Here is a 16,438-nt window from a genome sequence, read left to right as displayed (position 1 = left end):
GGCACTCGCACCCCCTCGACGGATCACTGGTCCTTGATCTTCCAGGGCATGACGATGCCGAACTTCCAGAGGTAGATGCCGACCAGCACGGCCACGATCACCAGCCCGATCGACGTCAGGATGATGTTGCGGCGGCGCACCTTCGGATCAAGGGCGCGCTGGGCGGCCTCGGTGACCTTGCGCTTGGTCCAGCGCAGCACCAGCTGGGCCCAGACGAACTCGGTCGCCCAGATCGCCATGCCGCCGAAGATCACGACCCAGCCGGGTCCGGGCAGCGGCAGCATGACGATGCCGAGCGCCACGACCGCCAGGCCGATGATGAAGACACCCACCTGCCAACTGAGGTGCAGCATGCGGCGTGCCTTGATGAATTCCGGCGCTCTCGAACCGAGCCCCCGCTCGGTCTTCGCACCGTCCAGATCGGTCTCGTTCGAGGCCATGGCCACCTCGCCAGGCTCGCTACTCCCCGTGTTCATACGGCCAAACCCTACCGGAGAGAAACCAGTCACCGGAATGGTCGTACCTCGCGAACGGGTCGTCGGCCGGAAGAGTTACGTAAAGACACGCAAAACACTCAGAGGGGTTTACAACGGCACCGTAGGTGGCATGTCGATTTCGCCGACGTGCGAATCCCCGAGCGCACACTGAGCGAAAGGCCCTGGCGCTTATGAACACCACGGTCAGCTGCGAGCTGCACCTGCGCCTCGTTGTGTCGAGCGAGTCCTCCCTGCCTGTCCCCGCAGGCCTGCGGTACGACACGGCCGACCCCTACGCCGTGCACGCCACCTTCCACACCGGAGCCGAGGAGACCGTCGAGTGGGTGTTCGCCCGCGACCTCCTGGCTGAGGGCCTGCACCGGCCCACCGGCACCGGCGACGTCCGAGTCTGGCCGTCGCGCAGTCACGGCCAGGGAGTCGTGTGCATCGCCCTGAGCTCCCCGGAGGGCGAAGCCCTTCTCGAAGCCCCCGCACGCGCCCTGGAGTCCTTCCTGAAGCGAACAGACGCCGCCGTGCCCCCCGGCACGGAACACCGGCACTTCGATCTCGATCAGGAGCTCTCACACATCCTGGCGGAGAGCTGAAGCGGGGCGCCACGAAGCCGCCCGGCGCCGTCGACTCGGGGTGACGGCTCGGGCCAGGACAAACAATCGCATACGGTATGCGCCGACGCCGTCACCGTGAGTTACTCACGGGACGGCGTCGTCGTGCGTGCACCCCGCTCCGGCGCGGCCGGATCCCGCCACTCGGCCCGGTATCCGGTTGCCCGCGGCTACCAGGCCCCTGGTGCTTCCGTCCCGCCGTCGGCGAAGCTACTACCATCGGCCAGCATCGGCGGGCGCGGTGCGCCCGACCCTCAGGCCAGGGAGCGAAACGTGCTGATCACCCACGACACCCGGTGCGCCCTCGACGCCGTCGTGGATCTGGTGAACACCGCGCCGGAGGACGACACGGCGCAGGACACGCTGGCGGACGTTGCGGCGCTCGCCGATTTCGTGCGCAGGAATGACATCAGCGATGTCGGCGTGCTCTCGGAGCTCGACCTGTCCGCGGTGCGCAAGGTCCGGGGGAAGTTCGCCCGCGTCTTCGCGGAATCGGACGCCCGGGTCGCCTCGGGTCTGATCAACGAACTGGTCGCCGCCGCGGGCACCACCCCGCGGCTGACCGATCACGACGGCTACGACTGGCATGTGCACTACTTCGCACCCGGCGCCTCGGTCGCCGATCACCTGGCGGCCGACTGCGGCATGGCTCTGGCGTTCTTCGTGGTCGCCGGGGAGCAGGAGCGGCTGCGCCGCTGCGAGGCCCCCGACTGCCGGCGCGCCTTCGTGGACCTGTCCCGCAATCGCTCGCGCCGGTACTGCGACAGCCGCACCTGCGGCAACCGACTGCATGTGGCCGCCTACCGGGCGCGCCGCAAGGAGGCGGCGGGCTAGGGCCTGCCGACCCGCACTGGACGACATCGGCGTCGACGCGGGCCCCGGCGGGTGGCGCCGGGGGCCGCGGGTACGGCTCAGAGCAGCAGCAGGTCGTGCAGCGCAGCCATGAGCAGCAGACACCCGATCACCGCAAGGAAGATCATCAGCGGTGGCTGGGAAAGGGCGAAGAGGCATCCGCGCGGCTCGTCCTGCGGCGGCGCGGTCTCGCCTTGTGTCGTGTCCAGCATCTCGCGGGCGATGATGACGCAGGGAACGCTCCCCGCGCGATCAACACGCCCGGAACGAGAGGGAGTTCGCCATATTCCGCAATGTCCGGTGCGGGTCTTGATCACTTACGGACGGGCGGCGACCCACTGTGTCGTTTCAGCCCTCATGCGGCCGTCATATGCCGTGCTTCTTGAGGATCGCCTCGATGTCGCTGAAGTCCTCCTGGGACGCCGCGGCGGGCTTGGCCGCCGGGCGGGAGGCGGGGCCCAGGGAGGGCGCCGAGGCCGCCGGGGCCACCGCCCCGTGCCCGGCGGACCGGGCCGCCTCCTTGCGCTCCTTGCGGGTGCCGCCACCACGCCGGCGCTCCACGGCCCGGGTGCTCGCGAACAGCAGCCACGCGGCGCCGAGCACACCGAAGCCCGCCCACGCGGTCGGGCTGAACGCGGTGTCCGCCAGCCACTCGACGACTCCGGTCATCACCAGTCCGAGCGGGACCAGCGCATACGCGGCGATCCGGGCGGCGGAGAGAAAACGCTTGCGGTACGCCGTGACAGCCGCGATGCCCAGGCCGGCCGCGGCGACGGCGGAACAGACGGTCTCGGCAATCATCCGGTCCTCCAGACAGGATTCGGTCAGGCACGGGGTCTGCGTCCCTTCCATCCTGCACCTGCGAGGCCCCGCCGGGCCATGGTCCCGGCGGACATCAGGGACATCTCCGGGTCAGCTCATCCGGAGGTGCCGGTCAGGTCGTGATCCCTCGCGGCTCCCTGATTGGGCCGGGCGGGCCGTCGGCTGGGAGACTGGCCGCATGAGCGACTCCTCCCCCGTCCGTACCGCCGCACCCGTCCTCGACGTCTGGTGCGAACTCCAGTGCCCGGACTGCCGTACCGCCCTCGACGATCTGCGAGCCCTGCGCGCCCGCTACGGCGACCGGCTGGAACTGCGGCTGCGGCACTTCCCGCTGGAGAAGCACAAGCACGCCTTCGCCGCGGCGCAGGCCGCCGAGGAGGCGCTGGAGCAGGGCCAGGGGTGGCCGTACGTGGAAGCCGTGCTGGGCCGGGTCGAGGAACTGGACCGTAAGGGCGAACCCTTCCTGGTCGAGGTGGCCCGGGAACTCGGTCTGGACTCCGAGGAGTTCGACACGGCGCTGATCGACGGCCGGCACATCCTGATCGTGGACGCCGACCAGGCCGAGGGCAAGGCGATCGGCGTCACCGGCACCCCGACGTATGTGATCGGCGGGGAGCGCCTGGACGGCGGCAAGAGCCAGGAAGGGCTGCGCGAGCGGATCGAGGAGATCGCGGACCGACTGCTGGCCGAGGCCGGGCAGGGCTGAAGCCGCAGCGGGTTCCCGCGTCGGCCTCAGAGCAGGTTCTTGTACATCGAGTAGCTCACCGGCAGATAGCCCAGGGACTCGTACAGCCGCTCGGCCGGGGTGTTGTCCGCGAAGACGTTGAGGCCGATGGTCCGCTTCCCGGCGGCCACCGACTGGGCCTCGGCCAGCAGCATCAGGGTGCGGCCGTGGCCCCGGCCGCGGAAGCGCGCGTCGGCCTCGACGTCGTAGACGTACGCCTGCTCCCCCGCCAGCGAAAGCCACAGGGTGCCGACGCGGGTGCCCTCGTGTTCCAGGACGCTGATCAGCGTGTGCTCGGTGGCGAGGCCCTGCGGGAGCAGCTTGGCCATGTCGTTGACGGCCTTGGCCCGGGCCTGGTCCTCGGGTACCCCGCGGTCGATCCAGCTCTGCGCGTAGTGCACGTTGCTCGCCTCCATCCAGGGCCCGTACTCGGCCTCCGTCATGGGCCGGCCGTGGCTGCCCGCGGGCAGTTCGGGCGCGGTGGCGGGGAGCTGCTTCTCCATGCCGCGGTTGCGTTGGACGTAGCCCAGGGCGGTGGCGAGGCGCAGCGCGGGCCCCGAGCCGCCGGGCACCATGGTCTCGATGCGGGTGCAGCCCCAGCCGCGGGCCACCTCCTCGGCGGCGAGCGCGGCCACCGCGCCCCGGCCGCGCCCGCGGTCCGGCTCCTCGATGCTCAGGTCGCTGATGCGCGCGACGGTCGGCCCGAAGAGGGGATGCGTCGCCAGGTGTATCGCGCCGACGGGACGGCTGTTCACGCACACCTGGAAGTGGCGCGACAGCATCCCGTCGGCGTCTCGCTGGAGCGGCTCGGTCGGCCGCAGAGTCGTGGTCATCACGGGTGTTCTACCCATGATGGAGGGCCACGTCAGCTTCTTTTCCGTGACCTCACGGATCTTGGTCGTCGCCGGACCGCTCGTCGAAGGTCCGCATGGCCTTGGCGGTGACCGGCCCCGGCGCGCCGGGCAGTTCGCGCTCGTCGACGCGGTGCACGGCCTGGACGTCCCGCAGCGTGGACGTCAGGAACACCTCGTCGGCCCGCTCGAGGACGTCCAGCGGCAGATCGGTCTCCTTGGCCCCCGTCCACTCCACGACCAGCTCACGGGTGATGCCCGCCAGACAGCCCGAGGCGACCGGCGGGGTGTGGATCTCGCCGTCCAGGACGACGAAGACGTTCGAGCCCGTGCCCTCGCAGAGTTGGCCGACCGTGTTGGCGAACAGCGCCTCGGAACTGCCGTGTTGGTGGGCGCGGGAGAGGGCGACGACGTTCTCCGCGTACGAGGTCGTCTTCAGTCCGGTGAGCGCGCCGCGTTCGTTGCGGGTCCAGGGGACCGTGATCACGGCCGTGGAGTCCGGGCGGCGGGTGGTCTCGCCGACGGCGACGACCAGGGTCGGGCCGTGCTCGCCGCGGTCGGAGCCGAGGGGGCCGTGGCCGCCGGTGTAGGTGATCCGCAGCCGGCCGAGCGGCATCGGATTGGCGTCGAGTACGGCCGTACAGGCGCGGCGGACCTCGTCGTGGTCGGGGTCGGGCAGCCCGAGGCCGCGCGCGGAGCGGGTCAGGCGGTTCAGGTGCCGGGTGAGGGCGAACAGCTTGCCGTCGGCCGCCTTCACCGTCTCGAAGATGCCGTCGCCCACGGTCAGCCCGTGGTCGAAGACGGAGACGCGGGCGGACTCGATGTCCTGCAAGCCGCCGTCGAGCCAGATCTTCACTTTCTAGAGCCCCTCTCCACTCACCTCGTACGTTCCCGACGCTACCGCGAGCAGCCGGGATGCCTTCAGCTCGGTCTCCCGCCACTCCCCCTCGGGGTCCGAGCCCCAAGTGATCCCGGCGCCGGTGCCGAAGCGCAGTACGCCTTCCGCGCGGTCGATCCAGAAGGTGCGGATGCCGACCGCGAGCTCGCCGGTGCCACGGTCCGCGTCGACCCAGCCGATGCCGCCGCAGTACGGGCCCCGGGGCGCCGTCTCCAGGGCGTCGATGATCCGCAGCGCGCTCGACTTGGGGGCGCCGGTGACCGAGCCGGGCGGGAAGGCGGCGGCGAGGAGTTCTGCCCAGCCGGCGTCCGGGCGCAGTTCACCGCGCACGGTGGAGACGAGGTGCACGAGTCCCGGGTGCTTCTCGACGGCGCACAGGTCGGGGACGGTGACGGAGCCGGTCGCGCAGACGCGGCCGATGTCGTTGCGGACCAGGTCCACGATCATCACGTTCTCGGCGTAGTCCTTCTCCAGCAGGTCCGCCTCGGTGCGCCCGGTGCCCTTGATCGGCCCGGACTCCACGGTCCGCCCGTCCCGGCGCAGGAACAGCTCCGGCGACGCGGTGGCGATCTCCACGCCGTGTCCGGGCAGCCGGATCGTTCCTGCGTACGGCGCCGGGTTGCCGCGGGCCAGCAGCGCGGTGAGGGCGTCCACGTCGGCGTCGGGCGCAACGGGAGCGGAGAGCACCCGGCAGAGGTTCGCCTGGTAGACCTCCCCGGCCGCGATGTACTCACGGATCCGGCGCACGCCGTCGATGTACGCGGCGCGGTCGAGGGAGGAGGTCCAGTCGGCCGCCGCCGGTCCCTGCCATGCGCCCGGCGTCGGCGCGGGCACGGGCGACTTGCGTACGTCCCGGAAGCGGGCGCAGGTCAGACGGCCCTCGAAGTCCGCGGCGACGGCCCAGAAGCCGGTGGAGTCGAGGGCCTCGGGGTCACTGGTGATGTCGAGGAGGCCGGTGGCGAGACGGTCGCCGAAGCGGGCCAGGGGAGGGAGGTCGAGCACGTTGTCGAGTCTATGGCCGGTGTCCTTCGGGTGACCTGGGCATGTCCTCGGCGGAGCCCTGACCAGGTCGTCGGGCAGGTGAGACGCAGCACGCTGCACAAACGCGTTTTTGTACTGGCCCAGGAATCCGCTAGAGTTCAACACGTCGCCGGGACGCGCAAGCGGAACGGAAAGACAGGCGAACGTAGCTCAGTTGGTAGAGCGCAACCTTGCCAAGGTTGAGGTCGCGAGTTCGAACCTCGTCGTTCGCTCGAAAGAGCAAGGGGATCATCCCGAACCCCTACACTCCTGGTGGAGTGGCCGAGAGGCGAGGCAACGGCCTGCAAAGCCGTCTACACGGGTTCAAATCCCGTCTCCACCTCCAAGGACGATTAGCTCAGCGGGAGAGCGCTTCCCTGACACGGAAGAGGTCACTGGTTCAATCCCAGTATCGTCCACTGGATCTTCGAGAGATCATCGAAGGTCTGACCCGCGCGATTAGCTCAGCGGGAGAGCGCTTCCCTGACACGGAAGAGGTCACTGGTTCAATCCCAGTATCGCGCACGCAAGATCCACAGCTCTCGGGCTGTGACCCCCGCGCGATTAGCTCAGCGGGAGAGCGCTTCCCTGACACGGAAGAGGTCACTGGTTCAATCCCAGTATCGCGCACGTACCGAAGCCCCCGGCCCTGCGGCCGGGGGCTTCTTGGTTCTCGGCCGGCTCTCGGTCAGCTGGAGAACAGCATGTGGCCGAAGCTCTTGTGGCGCTTGTGGCCGTAGTGGCCGCCGTGCTGCGGGGCGCCCCAGGCGGGGGCCGCGGGGGCGGGGGCGGCCGGGTAGGCCTGCGGGGCGGGGGGTGCCGGCGGCGCAGCCGGCTGGGACCACTGGGACTCCAGGCGGGTCAGGGCCTCCAGCTCGCCGTAGTCGAGGAATATCCCCCGGCAGCCGCTGCACTGCTCGATCTGGACGCCGTTGCGGTTGTAGGTGTGCATCGGTGCACGGCATTTCGGACACTGCATGGTTCGGCTCAACTCCTCGCCGGTCGGTCCTGCTTCGGGTATCGCCAGGACAGACTCTGTCCGGCTGCGGTCGGTTGCACCCTACTTGGCGGATTCGCACGTCAACTCGGGCGGGGTGGATGCCATTCGGTCGCAGGCGTCGATCAAGGACTGCTCGACTTCGTCGAGCGGGCGGGCGGCCTGGGTCGCCTTGGTGAGCGCGGTGGCGGCGGTCTGGACGGTCAGGGCGCGGGCCGGGATGTCGAGGGCGGGCCAGGGGTCGCCGTGCGGGGGGACGGCCGGGCCGCCCGCGGCGCGGTAGGCGGTGAGGAAGCGGGTCCACTCTTCCGGGGCGAGGAGGCCGCAGGCGTACCAGGCGGCGGGGCGGGCGAGGTCCCAGGCCGGGGTGCCGGTGCCGAGGTCGTCGACGTCGATGAGTCGCCAGGTTCCGTGGTCGGCCGGGTGGCGGACGAGCTGGCCGAGGTGGAAGTCGCCGTGGCAGAGGGTGGGGGTGAGGTCCGGGAGCTGGGCCTCGGCCCGGGCCCAGGCGGGGAGGGCGTGCCAGGCGCGGAGGATGGGCTCGGCGGCGGTCGTGGGCGCCGTGGCCTGGAGACGTTCGACGGCTCGGGCGGCCTTGGCGGGGCCGCGCATGGGGGGTGTGCGCGGGAGGGGTGGGTGGAGGTGGAGGCGGGCGAGGAGGGTGGCGGCGGCTTCCCAAGGGGCGGCGTCGGGGGTGTTGGGGTCTACGGGGGTGCCGTACGGCCAGCAGGTGACGAGGCGGTCGTGGAGGGGGGCCGGGGTGGGGGTGAGCGGGGGCAGGAGGACGTCGGGGAGGGCGGTGGCTGTGGCCAGGCGGAGGGTGAGCTCGGTGGGGTCGGTGTGGGGTGGGTGCGCCTTCGCGACGGTGTCGGCGTGGCGGACGACTGTGGCGTCGGGGCGGTCGGCGAGCGTGCCGGTTGCTCCGCAGGGGCAGGCGGTGCGGCGGCGGGCGTGGGCGGTGGCTGTGGCGGTGCGGGTCAGTTCCGGCACGAGGCTGTTGGCTGTCACTTGGCTCCCTGCGGGGGTGGGTCTGAGGGTGAGGGTACGCAGGGGTGCGCGCCGGTCTGGTGGGTGCGGGCCGGTGGGGGTGCGGGTGGACTGGGTTTTCGCTCGCCCGCGCTTGCGGGGTGCCTCCCCCCAGAGGGGGACCCCCAGAGCACCCGTGCCGCCCCAGCGGCACGACTGCCCGCAGCTAGGGCGGTTGGGCCGGTCCGGCGGGGCGGCGTCTCGGCTGCCGGCCAGGCCGCCCGATTGCTCCGGGGAAAAGGTAATGCCGGCGCAGCTCCCCAGCTGCGCCGGCATTGTTGCCGTCCGCCGCACCCCCGTCCCCACGGGGTTTCATGGGTGGATGTCCCCGCCCGGACCGCTCTTCCGGGCCTGGGGTCGCCGCTCAGCGCCCCAGCATCACGCCCACGGACGACGCCTGTGTGGCCACTGTCTCCCAGCCGTCGAAGACCAGGAGGAGCAGGGCCGCCAGGGGAAGGGCCATCAGCGTCGCCACCAGCGGGTGGCGACGGCCGTCGCGGCGGGGGCGGAGCGCCGTGCGAGTCCGCGGTGCCGTGTAGGCCATGGTCCCTCTCCTGACCGTTCGGTTGTCGTGGCAGCGGCGGGTGTCTGACCTCGGGGGACGAGTGCTGCACCCGCCGCTTGACCTCAAATCTACGGGCGCGGCCCTCGCCGCACGTCATGCCCTCGTACCGATTGCCGGGCCTCCCGGAGGATGAGCCATCAGCCGGGGAGTACTCCCCTGGGTGGAGACGAGGTCCTAGGACTCGGGGTCTTCCCGGAGGGGGCGCCCGGTGTGCCCCGGTTTCTCTGAGGCGTCCTCGCGCGGCACCGGCTGCTCCACCAGCGCCAGGACCCGGTTCGCCATGAAACGGGCCGTGCGCACGACAGATCCGTTGCGGGTGACTTCGCTCACTTCCACTACACCTCGGCGTACCGCTGTCTCCACCCTGCGGCCCGCTCTGCTCGCCACCACCTCGTAGGTACGGGTCGTGTCCCCGGCGTCCACCACTATCTCCACGCGATCACCCTTCACGGGTTCAATCCCCCTTCGTCGGTGGGTGGTTGGCGAGGGCGGAGGTATTAAGTGCGGCTGTCTGTCCGCCCTCTGACCACTCCTCAATTCTCGCATCGGGCACTGACAATCCGTCGGGCCGAGAGGGCGCGGCCTCTGCGCGCGGGCGGCCGGGGAAACGTAAGCTGTGGCGAGTCACAGGGACCGGGCAGCGGGGATGAACATGGCGATGATGCGCCTGAGGCGCGAGGACCCGCGCGTCGTCGGCTCGTTCAGGCTTCACAGGCGGCTCGGCGCGGGCGGTATGGGCGTGGTCTACCTGGGCTCCGACAAGAAGGGGCAGCGGGTCGCGCTGAAGGTCATCCGGCCGGATCTGGCCGAGGACCAGGAGTTCCGCTCGCGGTTCGCGCGTGAGGTGTCCGCCGCCCGGCGGATCCGGGGTGGCTGCACCGCGCGGCTCGTCGCCGCGGATCTCGACGCCGACCGGCCCTGGTTCGCCACGCAGTACGTGCCCGGCCCCTCCCTGCACGACAAGGTCGTCGACGAGGGTTCGCTGGTCGCCGCCGAGGTCGCCGCGATCGGGGCCGCCCTGTCGGAGGGGCTGGTCGCGGTCCACGAGGCCGGGGTCGTGCACCGGGATCTGAAGCCGTCCAACATCCTGCTCTCCCCCAAGGGCCCGCGGATCATCGACTTCGGCATCGCCTGGGCGACCGGGGCATCCACGCTCACCCATGTCGGTACGGCGGTGGGCTCGCCGGGCTTCCTCGCGCCGGAGCAGGTGCGCGGCGCCGCGGTCACCCCGGCCACGGACGTGTTCTCGCTCGGGGCGACCCTGGCGTACGCCTCGATGGGCGACTCGCCCTTCGGGCACGGCAGTTCCGAGGTGATGCTGTACCGCGTGGTGCACGAGGAGCCGCAACTGCACGGCGTGCCCGACGCGCTGGCGCCCCTGGTGCGGGCCTGCCTCGCCAAGGACCCCGAGGAGCGGCCGACCACCCTTCAGCTGTCGCTGCGACTGAAGGAGATCGCGGCCCGTGAGGCGCAAGGGCTCGCGGAGCTGCGGCCGCCCACTCAGCGCAGCGGAGAGGCGGACCGGCCGACCGGGCGGCTCGCCGAGACCTACCCGGAGCGCGGTCAGCGGCGCCCGCAGGGCACTCAGGGGACACCGGCTCCCCGCGCCACCGGCCCGTCCTCGCGCGGCCCGGCTCCGTCCCGGGGCGGCAGCGCCTCGCGCGGGGGCCCTTCCTCGTCGTCCGGACGCTCCGGGGCGCGGCCTACTCCCGTGTCACGCAACACCGGGCGTACCGGCAACGGCGGCAGGCCCCCCGCGCCCCGCAGCGGCACCGGGCGTCCGGCGCCGCGGAACACCGGCACGGGCCGTCGGCCCGCCAATCCGCAGTTGCTGCGTCAGCGGCTGTTCGTGTTCGTCGTGGTGACCCTGCTTGTCGCACTCGGCATCGCGGCCGCCCAGGGCTGCCAGGGCCCGAGCCGGGGCAGCGGCGACGAGCGGGGCGTCGTACGGCAGGAGCATTCGGCGGCATCGACGCCCGGTGCGGAGCCGGGCGCCGGAACAGCCCCCTACGCCTCCGGGCGCCCCGTCGCCACCGCGTAGAAGGCGACCGCTGCCGCCGCGCCCACGTTGAGGGAGTCGACGCCGTGGGCCATGGGGATGCGGACCCATTCGTCGGCGGCGATCAGGGCCTGACGGGAGAGGCCGTCGCCCTCGGCGCCGAGCATCAGGGCCACGCGGTCCATCTTGTGCGGGGCGGCCTCGTCGAGGGACTTGGCCTTCTCGTCCGGGGTCAGGGCGAGGAGGGAGAAGCCCGCCTCGCGTACCGACTCCAGGCCCTTGGGCCAGGTTTCGAGACGGGCGTAAGGCACGGAGAAGACCGCGCCCATCGAGACCTTCACGCTGCGGCGGTACAGCGGGTCCGCGCAGTCCGGTGAGAGCAGGACCGCGTCCATGCCGAGCGCCGCGGCGGAGCGGAAGATGGCGCCGATGTTGGTGTGGTCGTTGACCGACTCCATGACGACGACCCGGCGGGCGGTCTGGAGCAGGTCGGCGGCCGTGGGCAGGGGCTTGCGCTGCATCGAGGCGAGCGCGCCGCGGTGCACGTGGTACCCGGTGACCCGCTCGGCGAGCTCCGGGCTCACCGCGTAGACGGGAGCCGGGAGTTCGTCGATGACGTCGCGCATGACGTCGACCCACTTGGCGGACAGGAGCATCGAGCGCATCTCGTAGCCCGCGTCCTTCGCTCTGCGGATGACCTTCTCGCCCTCGGCGATGAACAGGCCCTCGGCGGGTTCGCGCTTGCGGCGCAGTTCTACGTCGGTCAGACCCGTGTAGTCGCGCAGGCGCGGGTCGTCGGGATCCTCGACGGTGATGAGATCGGCCACAGAGTGATACTGCCTTGTCGTGCGTGCGGTGCCAACGGCCCGGGAGCGGGTGAGTTACCTCGGGTTACGCCATGGTGGCCGGGCCGACCTTGACGACCTCGCCGATGACGATCACCGCCGGCGGCTTGACCTCCTGCGCGACGACCGCCTCGGCGGCCGTGGCGAGGGTCGCGTCGACGCGGCGCTGGGCGGCGGTCGTGCCCTCCTGGATGAGGGCGACAGGGGTGTCCGGGGACTTGCCGTGCGCGATGAGCGTCTCGGCGACCTTCCCGATCGTGCCGACGCCCATGAGGATCACCAGCGTGCCGGTCAGCTTGGCCAGCGACGGCCAGTCGACCAGGGAGCGCTCGTCGTCGGGGGCGATGTGGCCGCTGACGACCGTGAACTCGTGGGCCACGCCGCGGTGGGTGACGGGGATGCCCGCGGCGCCCGGGACCGAGATCGAGCTGGAGATGCCGGGTACGACGGTGCACGGGATGCCGGCCTCGGCGAGCGCCTGGACCTCCTCCATGCCACGGCCGTAGACGAAGGGGTCGCCGCCCTTGAGGCGGACCACCGACTTGCCCTGCTTGGCGTGTTCGATCAGGGCGTTGTTGATGGCCTCCTGGGCCATGAACCGGCCGTACGGAAGCTTGGCCGCGTCGATGACCTCGACGCTGGTGGGCAGTTCGGCGAGAAGGTCGCGGGGGCCGAGGTGGTCGGTGATGACGACGTCGGCCTCGGCGAGGAGGCGGCGGCCGCGGACGGTGATCAGGTCCGGGTCGCCGGGGCCGCCGCCGACCAGGGCGACGCCGGGGGTGCGGGTGCGGTGGTGGGGGGCGACGAGGGTGCCGTCGCGCAGGCCCTCGACGACCGCGTCGCGGATGGCGGCGGTGTGGCGGGGGTCGCGGGACTTGGTGTCGGTGGTGAGGATCGCGACGGTGACGCCCTCGCTGTGGCCGGTGGCGGGGGTCCAGGCGGTGGCCTGGTCGGCGTCGTCGGAGCGGACGCACCAGACGCGGTGGCGCTCGGCTTCGGCGGATGCCTGCGTGTTCGCCTCCGTGTCGCTGGTGGCGATGAGGGCGTACCAGGCGTCCGCGAGGTCGCCGTCCGCGTAGGGGCGCTTGTGCCAGGTGATCTCCCCGGCGTCGGCGATGGCCTCGACGGAGGGGGTCGCCTCGGGAGAGACGAGGTGGATGTCGGCGCCGGACGCGATGAGGGCGGGGAGGCGGCGCTGGGCCACCTGGCCGCCGCCGATGACGACGACGCGGCGGCCGGTGAGGCGGAGGCCTACGGGGTAGGCGGGGTTTTCGGCCATGAGGGTGCGCTCCTCGTACAGGCGGCGGTGCGGCGGGCGTGCTGCGGCGTTGAAGCGGCCCTGACGTGCGGATTTTACGGCGCGCGCTGAGTGGGTGGCTCGGGTGGGTGGGGTTGTTCCTCCCCCAGCCCACCCCTTCCCGAAACCGGGGGCTCCGCCCCCGGCCCCCCGAACGCGCGGCCTACTTCTCTGTGACCCCGGCCGAGTCGAACGTCGCCACCTCGTGCATCGCCCTCGCCGTGCTCTGCACCAGCGGCAGGGCCAGCAGTGCGCCCGTGCCCTCGCCGAGGCGGAGGTCCAGGTCGACCAAGGGGCGCAGGCCGAGTTTGTTCAGGGCGGCCACGTGGCCCGGTTCCGCGCTGCGGTGGCCCGCGATGCAGGCCGCGAGGACCTCGGGTGCGATGGCTCGGGCGACCAGGGCCGCCGCGCCCGCGCTGACGCCGTCCAGGATCACCGGGGTGCGCAGGGAGGCGCCGCCCAGCAGCAGGCCGACCATCGCGGCGTGCTCGAAGCCGCCGATCGCGGCCAGGACGCCGATGGGGTCGGCCGGGTCCGGCTGGTGGACTTCGAGGGCCCGGCGGACGACCTCTGTCTTGCGGGCGAGGGTCTCGTCGTTGATGCCGGTGCCGCGGCCCGTCACCTCGGCCGGGTCGGCGCCGGTGAAGACCGAGATCAGGGCGGCGGACGCGGTGGTGTTCGCGATGCCCATCTCACCGGTCAGCAGGGCCTTGTTGCCCGCCGCCACCAGATCGCGGGCCGTCTCGATGCCGACCTCGATGGCCTGCTTGCACTCCTCGCGGGTCATCGCGGCGCCGGTGGTCATGTCGGACGTGCCCGCGCGGACCTTGCGGGGAAGCAGGCCGGGCGTTGCGGGGAGGTCGGCGGCCACGCCGACGTCCACGACGCAGACCTCGGCGCCCACCTGTCCGGCGAAGGCGTTGCAGACCGCTCCCCCGCCGAGGAAGTTGGCCACCATCTGGGCCGTCACCTCCTGCGGCCAGGGGGTGACGCCCTGGGCGTGCACGCCGTGGTCGCCCGCGAAGATCGCGACGGCCGCGGGCTCCGGGATCGGCGGCGGGCACTGGCGGGACAGGCCGGACAGCTGCGCGGAGATGATCTCCAGCATGCCGAGCGCACCGGCCGGCTTCGTCATGCGCTTCTGCCGCTCCCACGCCTCGCCGAGCGCCTTGGCGTCCAGCGGGCGGATCTGGGCGACGGTCTCGCCGAGCAGGTCGTGCGGGTCCTCGCCGGGCAGGGCGCGACGGCCGTACGTCTCCTCGTGCACGACCCACGACAGCGGGCGGCGCTTGGACCAGCCAGCCTGCATCAGCTCGGGCTCGTCCGGGAACTCGTCGACGTAGCCGACACACAGGTAGGCGACGACCTCCAGGTGCTCGGGCAGGCCGAGGGTACGCACCATCTCGCGCTCGTCGAAGAAGCTGACCCAGCCGACGCCGAGGCCCTCGGCGCGGGCCGCGAGCCAGAGGTTCTCGACGGCGAGCGCGGAGGAGTACGGCGCCATCTGCGGCTGGGTGTGCCGGCCGAGGGTGTGGCGGCCGCCGCGGGTCGGGTCGGCGGTGACCACGATGTTCACCGGGGTGTCGAGGATGGCCTCGATCTTCAGTTCCTTGAACTGCTTCGCCCGGCCCTTGGGCAGCGACTTGGCGTAGGCGTCCCGCTGCCGCATCGCCAGCTCGTGCATGGTGCGCCGGGTCTCAGCGGAGCGGATGACGACGAAGTCCCAGGGCTGCGAGTGGCCGACGGAGGGGGCCGTGTGGGCGGCCTCCAGGACGCGGAGCAGCACCTCGTGCGGGATGGGGTCGCTGCGGAACCCGTTGCGGATGTCGCGGCGCTCGCGCATGACCTTCAGCACGGCCTCGCGCTCGGCGTCCTCGTAGGCGGGCGCGGCCGGACCGGTGGACTGGCGTGCTTCTGCCACGGGGGCCGTGCTCTCTTCCTGGTCGGCGACCCTGGTGTCCAGGTCCTCCGCGTGCTGTACGGGCTCGGGCTCCCCCGCGCGCGGCGCCGGCACCGCGGGCGCGTCCTCGGCGGGCAGCACGATCGGCTGCGGCGGCGTCGGCGCGAGATGCGGAGTCGTCGGCACCTGCCCCTCCACCGGCACGAACTGGCCGAGCGGCAGATCCGGGCGGGGCTCCAGCGGCACGCCCGCGGCGGAGGTACCGGCGTCCGGCTGCTGGATCTGCGGCCCGGCGGGCTCGGCGACGTACGGCTGCGGCACGGGGACCGACTCCTCTACGGCCGCCTCGGGCTCGGGGGCGACCGGCTCGGGGACGACCGGCTCGGGCGTGACCGCGGGGGCCTCCGCCACGAGGTCGGCGGCGGCTTCGGCCGGGGCGGCGGCTTGGGCGAGTTCGACTGCGGGAGCCTCGGCAGCGGGCACCGGCTCGGGCTGCGGGGCCTCGGGGGCGGGCTGCTCCTCGGCTACGACCGGGTTCGGCTCGGGAGCGATCGGCCCGAGAGCGATGGGCTGGGCGGGGGTCGGCTCCGCGGCAATCGGCTCTGCGGGGACGGTCTCGGCCACGACCGGCTGCTCGGGGCCGGGTTCCGCGGCGATGGGCTCGGCGGGCTCGGGTACGGCGGCCTCCTCGGCCGGAAGCGCCTCGGGCACCGCGCCCTCGACAACTACCGGAGCCTGCGGCGCCGTCTCCTCGGCCGCGGGCGGCTCCGGCTCGGGCGTGACGGCCTCGGCGGCAGCCGGAACGGCCTCTACGCCCTCGGCCTGGACCTCCGTCGGCGCGGCGACCTCGGCGGCCTGGGGCACCTCACCGCCCTGCGGCATCTCGGCGCCCTGGGGCACCTGGCCGCCCTGGTCCGCCTCGGCACCCTGGGCCATCTCCGGCGCCGGAACGGGCTCGACGACCTGCGCCGGTTCAACAGCCTGCGCTACTTCGACGACCTGAGCCGGATCGACAGCCTGCGGCGCAGAGACGACCTGTGCCGGATCGACAGCCTGAGCCGGTTCAACAACCTGCTCCCCCGCAGCGACCGCCCCGGCACCAGCACTGGAGTCACCACCGGCCACCGGCACCTGCCCAGCCGTCTCCTCCGGCACAGCGACCGGCACCGGCTCGGCACCCTGCGGCTCCTGGGCGACGGGCGCGGGCTCCTCCGCGACCGGAACCTGCTGCGCGACCGCCTCCGTGGTGAGGCGGGCCATGGCGGCCTGGGCCGGGTCCGTCGGCTCCGGAGCGGGCGCCGCCTGCGGAATAACCGTTTCGGCAGCCGACACCTCGGCGCTCACCGGCGCCGGAACAGGCGCGGGCACGGGCACGGGCGCCTGCGCGGGCGCGGCCACCTGCGCGCCCCACGGCGCCGCGGGCTGCGGCTGGGGCACGTCCAGGTACTCGGGGCCGGTGGTGGGCGGCCCCGGCTGCCGTACCGGTGCGCCCACGGCGCCGCGGTCGGCGAGGGAGCGGACCGGGCTGGCGGAGGCGTCGGGG

At 72.4% G+C, this 16,438-nt stretch carries 17 protein-coding genes and 5 tRNA genes; 9 read left to right on the top strand and 13 right to left on the bottom strand.

Annotation, left to right across the window (positions count from 1 at the left end; translation table 11 throughout):
* Positions 1-23: 23 nt before the first annotated feature.
* Positions 24-476, bottom strand: coding sequence for a TIGR02611 family protein (locus BN159_RS34935; protein WP_041820314.1), 453 nt, complete (start codon positions 474-476; stop codon positions 24-26).
* Positions 477-667: 191 nt separating this feature from the next.
* Between BN159_RS34935 and BN159_RS34930 the strand changes: the two genes are divergently transcribed.
* Both BN159_RS34930 and BN159_RS34925 read left to right on the top strand, forming a co-directional pair.
* Positions 668-1,081 (top strand): SsgA family sporulation/cell division regulator, encoded by a 414-nt coding sequence (locus tag BN159_RS34930; RefSeq protein ID WP_004002642.1) that lies wholly within the window; start codon positions 668-670, stop codon positions 1,079-1,081.
* A gap of 291 nt (positions 1,082-1,372) precedes the next feature.
* Entirely contained in the window at positions 1,373-1,933 is a 561-nt protein-coding gene (locus BN159_RS34925) for a CGNR zinc finger domain-containing protein (RefSeq protein ID WP_015661755.1), read from the top strand.
* A gap of 77 nt (positions 1,934-2,010) precedes the next feature.
* Here the strand turns inward: BN159_RS34925 and BN159_RS45880 are convergent, their stop codons facing one another.
* The gene (locus BN159_RS45880) at positions 2,011-2,268 is read right to left on the bottom strand and encodes a hypothetical protein (protein ID WP_157901130.1); all 258 of its coding nucleotides are present in this window, start codon (positions 2,266-2,268) and stop codon (positions 2,011-2,013) included.
* 49 nt (positions 2,269-2,317) lie between these two features.
* Positions 2,318-2,752, bottom strand: coding sequence for a hypothetical protein (locus BN159_RS34920; RefSeq protein WP_041822112.1), 435 nt, complete (start codon positions 2,750-2,752; stop codon positions 2,318-2,320).
* Between the two features lie 199 nt (positions 2,753-2,951).
* Here BN159_RS34920 and BN159_RS34915 point away from each other — a divergent pair, with 199 nt between their 5' ends.
* Positions 2,952-3,479, top strand: a complete 528-nt coding sequence (locus tag BN159_RS34915) for a DsbA family protein (protein ID WP_015661752.1) — start codon at positions 2,952-2,954, stop codon at positions 3,477-3,479.
* Between the two features lie 26 nt (positions 3,480-3,505).
* Here BN159_RS34915 and BN159_RS34910 read toward each other — a convergent pair whose 3' ends face one another.
* The 3 genes from BN159_RS34910 to BN159_RS34900 are packed head-to-tail and all read right to left on the bottom strand — an operon-like array spanning position 3,506 to position 6,248.
* Positions 3,506-4,330, bottom strand: coding sequence for a GNAT family N-acetyltransferase (locus BN159_RS34910; RefSeq protein ID WP_193384301.1), 825 nt, complete (start codon positions 4,328-4,330; stop codon positions 3,506-3,508).
* A 52-nt stretch (positions 4,331-4,382) separates the two neighbouring features.
* Positions 4,383-5,204 (bottom strand): aminotransferase class IV, encoded by an 822-nt coding sequence (locus tag BN159_RS34905; RefSeq protein WP_015661750.1) that lies wholly within the window; start codon positions 5,202-5,204, stop codon positions 4,383-4,385.
* Positions 5,205-5,207: 3 nt separating this feature from the next.
* Entirely contained in the window at positions 5,208-6,248 is a 1,041-nt protein-coding gene (locus BN159_RS34900) for a chorismate-binding protein (RefSeq protein ID WP_015661749.1), read from the bottom strand.
* 178 nt (positions 6,249-6,426) lie between these two features.
* On the opposite strand from BN159_RS34900, the gene BN159_RS34895 reads away from it, so the two are divergent.
* The 5 genes from BN159_RS34895 to BN159_RS34875 all read left to right on the top strand — a co-directional run bounded on the left by BN159_RS34895 (position 6,427) and on the right by BN159_RS34875 (position 6,896).
* A tRNA-Gly gene (locus BN159_RS34895) sits at positions 6,427-6,499 on the top strand.
* A gap of 39 nt (positions 6,500-6,538) precedes the next feature.
* Positions 6,539-6,612: transfer RNA gene (locus BN159_RS34890), tRNA-Cys, on the top strand.
* Position 6,613: 1 nt separating this feature from the next.
* A tRNA-Val gene (locus BN159_RS34885) sits at positions 6,614-6,685 on the top strand.
* A gap of 34 nt (positions 6,686-6,719) precedes the next feature.
* Positions 6,720-6,791 (top strand) — tRNA-Val (locus BN159_RS34880).
* Positions 6,792-6,824: 33 nt separating this feature from the next.
* Positions 6,825-6,896 (top strand) — tRNA-Val (locus BN159_RS34875).
* A gap of 58 nt (positions 6,897-6,954) precedes the next feature.
* On the opposite strand, the gene BN159_RS34870 is transcribed toward BN159_RS34875, so the two are convergent.
* The 4 genes from BN159_RS34870 to BN159_RS34855 form a co-directional block, all read right to left on the bottom strand.
* Positions 6,955-7,245, bottom strand: a complete 291-nt coding sequence (locus tag BN159_RS34870) for a TFIIB-type zinc ribbon-containing protein (RefSeq protein ID WP_015661748.1) — start codon at positions 7,243-7,245, stop codon at positions 6,955-6,957.
* A gap of 81 nt (positions 7,246-7,326) precedes the next feature.
* Positions 7,327-8,271 (bottom strand): phosphotransferase family protein, encoded by a 945-nt coding sequence (locus BN159_RS34865; protein ID WP_041820308.1) that lies wholly within the window; start codon positions 8,269-8,271, stop codon positions 7,327-7,329.
* Between the two features lie 382 nt (positions 8,272-8,653).
* Positions 8,654-8,833, bottom strand: a complete 180-nt coding sequence (locus tag BN159_RS34860; protein ID WP_015661746.1) for a hypothetical protein — start codon at positions 8,831-8,833, stop codon at positions 8,654-8,656.
* Between the two features lie 195 nt (positions 8,834-9,028).
* Complete coding sequence (locus BN159_RS34855) at positions 9,029-9,304, bottom strand: hypothetical protein (protein WP_015661745.1); 276 nt, start codon at positions 9,302-9,304, stop codon at positions 9,029-9,031.
* A 196-nt stretch (positions 9,305-9,500) separates the two neighbouring features.
* Between BN159_RS34855 and BN159_RS34850 the strand changes: the two genes are divergently transcribed.
* Positions 9,501-10,895, top strand: a complete 1,395-nt coding sequence (locus BN159_RS34850; protein WP_051113577.1) for a serine/threonine-protein kinase — start codon at positions 9,501-9,503, stop codon at positions 10,893-10,895.
* Here the strand turns inward: BN159_RS34850 and BN159_RS34845 are convergent.
* The 3 genes from BN159_RS34845 to cobT all read right to left on the bottom strand — a co-directional run bounded on the left by BN159_RS34845 (position 10,862) and on the right by cobT (position 16,389).
* Positions 10,862-11,680: a TrmH family RNA methyltransferase gene (locus BN159_RS34845; protein WP_015661743.1), complete on the bottom strand. Its 819-nt coding sequence runs from the start codon at positions 11,678-11,680 to the stop codon at positions 10,862-10,864. The two genes, BN159_RS34850 and BN159_RS34845, sit on opposite strands and share 34 nt — an antisense overlap.
* A gap of 64 nt (positions 11,681-11,744) precedes the next feature.
* A complete protein-coding gene (gene cobA / locus BN159_RS34840) occupies positions 11,745-12,977 on the bottom strand; it encodes a uroporphyrinogen-III C-methyltransferase (protein WP_015661742.1) in 1,233 nt (410 codons plus the stop codon).
* Positions 12,978-13,158: 181 nt separating this feature from the next.
* Positions 13,159-16,389, bottom strand: a complete 3,231-nt coding sequence (gene cobT, locus BN159_RS34835; RefSeq protein ID WP_015661741.1) for a nicotinate-nucleotide--dimethylbenzimidazole phosphoribosyltransferase — start codon at positions 16,387-16,389, stop codon at positions 13,159-13,161.
* Positions 16,390-16,438 lie beyond the last annotated feature (49 nt).

The sequence above is a fragment of the Streptomyces davaonensis JCM 4913 genome, from assembly GCF_000349325.1.
Lineage (GTDB): Bacteria > Actinomycetota > Actinomycetes > Streptomycetales > Streptomycetaceae > Streptomyces > Streptomyces davaonensis.
Note: the sequence above shows the minus strand (reverse complement) of the source record. Positions and strands in the feature narration are given on the sequence as shown.